The 3,248-nt window shown below is 68.8% G+C and carries 4 protein-coding genes; 1 reads left to right on the top strand and 3 read right to left on the bottom strand.

What is annotated here, in order from left to right; translation table 11 throughout:
* Positions 1-838 (bottom strand): alpha/beta fold hydrolase (locus tag WA805_RS04915; RefSeq protein WP_425241752.1); only part of this gene is annotated, 838 nt, incomplete at its 3' end.
* A 149-nt stretch (positions 839-987) separates the two neighbouring features.
* Between WA805_RS04915 and WA805_RS04910 the strand changes: the two genes are divergently transcribed.
* Positions 988-1,671 carry a DUF4232 domain-containing protein gene (locus WA805_RS04910; protein WP_425241751.1) on the top strand — a complete coding sequence of 228 codons (684 nt, stop codon included), beginning with the start codon at positions 988-990 and terminating at the stop codon, positions 1,669-1,671.
* A gap of 122 nt (positions 1,672-1,793) precedes the next feature.
* Here WA805_RS04910 and WA805_RS04905 read toward each other — a convergent pair whose 3' ends face one another.
* Positions 1,794-2,621: an SGNH/GDSL hydrolase family protein gene (locus tag WA805_RS04905; RefSeq protein ID WP_425241750.1), complete on the bottom strand. Its 828-nt coding sequence runs from the start codon at positions 2,619-2,621 to the stop codon at positions 1,794-1,796.
* Positions 2,622-2,797: 176 nt separating this feature from the next.
* Positions 2,798-3,248: P1 family peptidase (locus tag WA805_RS04900; protein ID WP_425241749.1), on the bottom strand; the 451-nt coding region annotated here is incomplete at its 5' end.

Below are 3,248 nucleotides of genomic sequence, written 5' to 3'. Positions count from 1 at the left end.
AGTGGCCGCAGGGCAGCGGGCAGCCGTCGACCTTGACCGCGTACTGCTGCCAGATCGCCAGCACGTCGCGGTAGTGGCGGCCGACGAAGCCGTGCTCGCCCCACAGCGCGAGCAGCGGCGCGGTCACCTTCTCGCCGCGGGCGGCGGACGCGTCGTCGTCGTTCAGGTCGATGGTGGCGGCGGCGCGGTAATCCTCGCAGGAGGCGTGGATCGCGGCCGGGTCGCGGAAGCACCGCACGTACTCGTCCAGGGCTTTCCCGTCGAACGGATGGCCGCCCCTTCTCAGCATGCTCAGCCGGCCGCGGATCCAGCCCTCAGGGTCGGCGCCAAGCAGCTGCTCGGGCAGCGGCTCGGGCTGGGCGAGGAAGAACCAGTGCCAGTAGCCGAGGCCGAACTCCCTGTTGGCGTGGTGGAACGCGTGCCTGGTGGGGACGATGTCCAGCACGGCTATCTTGGTGATGGCGCGGGGGTAGTCGAGGGCCATCCGGTGCGCGACGCGGCCGCCGCGGTCGTGGCCGGCCACCGCGAACTCGTCGAAGCCGAGCTCGCGCATCACGATCATCTGGTCGCGCGCCATGGTGCGCTTGGCGTACCCCTCGTGCCTGGCGCCGCCCGCGGGCTTGCCGCTGTCCCCGTAGCCGCGGAGGTCGGTGAGGACTACCGTGTGGTGTTCGGCGAGGGCGGGAGCGACGTGATGCCACATGACGTGGGTCTGCGGGTAGCCGTGCAGCAGCAGGACCGGGCTGCCGCCCGCCTTGCCGCCGATGAGCGTGTTAATCCTTATGCCGTCCGGTGTCAGGGTCCTGCGCTGGAACAGGCTGGGCAGCGGAACCGTCATGGCACCCTCATCCCCGCCGCGAACCTGACATAATCTCGGGCCAACCACAGCTAATCGGACGGCGTCTTAAGTGACGTGCGAACCTTTATGAGCCGCATCGTCAGTTGCATCGTCAGTTGCATCGTCTGTGCAGAGAGGAACGGGGCGAGATGACGCTACGCAGGGCGGTACTGACCGGGACGGCGGGCCTGGTCATGGTGGTCGCTGCCACGGCTGTTGCCGGGTGCGGGTCGCAGGCGGCCTCCTCTTTGTCTACGAGCCCCTCGGCTACGTCGGGCTCGTCGGGGTCCAACGGGGCGGCAGCTTCTTCTTCCTCGGCGTCGGCGTCGGCCGCCGCGCCGACCGGGCACGCCTCGTCCGCCGCGGTCAACCCGAACGCCACTGCTGCCGGCGGGCCGCCTGGGTGCGCCACCAGGGACCTGAAGGCGACCGTCGGCGTCGCGCAGGGCGCGGCCGGGTCGGTCTACCAGGTCATCGACTTCACCAACATCGGGACCGCCTCGTGCTCGCTGTACGGGTACCCGGGCATCGCGCTCGCGGGCGGGTCGCCGGTAACTCAGATCGGGATGGCGGCTTCGCGGTCGCCGCAGGCCGGGCCCGCGCTGGTCACCCTGAAGCCGGGCGCCGTCGCGAACACGCTGCTGCGGATCACCGAGGCGCAGAATTACCCGACGTCGAAGTGCAGCCCTATGGCGTCGACGTACCTGCAGATCTACCCGCCGAACCAGACCACGCCGATTTACCTGGGGTACAAGTCAACGGGATGTTCGGCCACGGGAGTGAACCTGCTGACGGTGAGCGTGGTGCAGTCCGGGGCTGGCAGCGGGAACTGAGTCTCTGCTTTTCGCTGCGCTTTTTCGCTTAGGTGTGCTATTCCGGGTGAATATCCCTCGGAATAGCACACCTAAGGCTTTTTTGCGATTCGGGACACAGCCTCATGTGGCGCCTGGGTTGATCAGGCGGCCGGGAGGGCGGCGAGGAGGGCGCGGGTCCAGTCGCGGTAGCCGTCCTGGCTGGGGTGGAAGCTGTCGCAGGCGAACTTGCCGGTCCACGGCGGGGTGAACTGCGCGGACACCTCGGCGACCGGCAGGCCGCGGTCCGTGGCGACCTCGTAGATGACCCGGTTGATCCGCGTGATGTACGGCACGCTCATCCGGCCGACGATCCACCAGGACCCGGCGAGCAGCGGCAGGTCGAGCATGACCGTGCGGTCAGGGACCGCCGCGAGCAGCGCGCGCATGTCGCTGAACAGCTTGCCTGGCGCGCTGTAGAGGATGTCGTTGGCGCCGATCCCGCAGGTCACGAGGTCCGGCGTCGTCGGGAGCAGCGGCAGCTGCTCACCTACGACGTCCCGGATCAGCGCGCCGGAGACCGAGAGGTTGAGCACCCGCCAGTGCTGGCCGGTGCGGCGCCGTAGCTGCTGGAGGGCCTGCCCGACATAACCGCCCCGAGGGGCCGGGGCGCCGAGGCCCTGCGCGGTGGAGTCGCCGAGGGCCACCCAGATGGGGCCGGTTTCTTTTCCGGTCTCGAGGTCGTGCAGCAGGCGGTCGTTGTGTGCTCGCCAGTAGGCCGCGAAGGCGACGCAGTCCTCGCGCATCGCCGTCACGCCGTCCGTCCAGCGGCCGAACTTGCCGAACCGAAGGCCCGAGGCCTCGGCGTACTGGCCGCGGGTGAGTACCGACGCCGCGGTCGCGAAGACCTCAACCGGGGACTTCCGGTTGGCCCCGGTGCCCGATATCGCGTTCGCCCAGGCAGGGCGGGACACCGCGGGCGTGCGCTGCATGCTCGGCTCCCCCGTTGGACATTGACGTCGGATGAACGACCGTAAACGAGAATATTGATCAATGTCAACGAAGTGGTAACTGAGAGTCGCGTTCCCGGGTCACCATGACGGAAATCACCATCGTGCCGGGCACGGCGTTCCGGGCGTTGCGCTCTTACGGGCCGCTTGGCGGGGCTTTAGCCGCGGGTGTTGCTGGCTTGGACGATTGCGGCTAGCCGGTCCCTGGGCAGCGCCGGGGTGCGGTGGCCGTCCCTGCCTGTCATGTCCTCGTTGGCGACTAGGGAGTTGAGCACGGCCTCTTCTGTGGCCTGGACGACGGCCTCGAAAAACGGGTCCAGGTTGTTCCACGGGATGAAGGTGAGCTGGTCGTACGGTTGGGCCTTCGCTGTGGCTTTGGCCGCGTCTTTGGCGGCGTTTTTGGCGGCGTTGGGGTTCGGGTCGCCGGAGGTGAGACCGCCGGGGTTCGCGGTGGAGAACGCGAGGAACAGGTCGCCGGAGAAGTGCGAGCCGCTGGTGCCGGTCCTGGCCAGGCCCGAGGTGACGCGCCGGGCGAACGCCTTGCACTGGCTGGGGAACAGCGGGGCGTCGGTCGCGACCACGGCGATGACCGAGCCCGCACCCTGTATC

Origin of the sequence: Trebonia sp. (genome assembly GCF_049794275.1) — a bacterium.
In the GTDB taxonomy this organism is placed as follows: Bacteria; Actinomycetota; Actinomycetes; order Streptosporangiales; family Streptosporangiaceae; genus Trebonia.
Note: the sequence above shows the minus strand (reverse complement) of the source record. Positions and strands in the feature narration are given on the sequence as shown.

Bases quoted from the DNA above. Each gene is read 5' to 3' on its own strand.
- WA805_RS04910 (WP_425241751.1), top strand. From the start codon at position 988: ATGACGCTACGCAGGGCGGTACTGACCGGGACGGCGGGCCTGGTCATG.
- WA805_RS04905 (WP_425241750.1), bottom strand. From the start codon at position 2,621: ATGCAGCGCACGCCCGCGGTGTCCCGCCCTGCCTGGGCGAACGCGATA.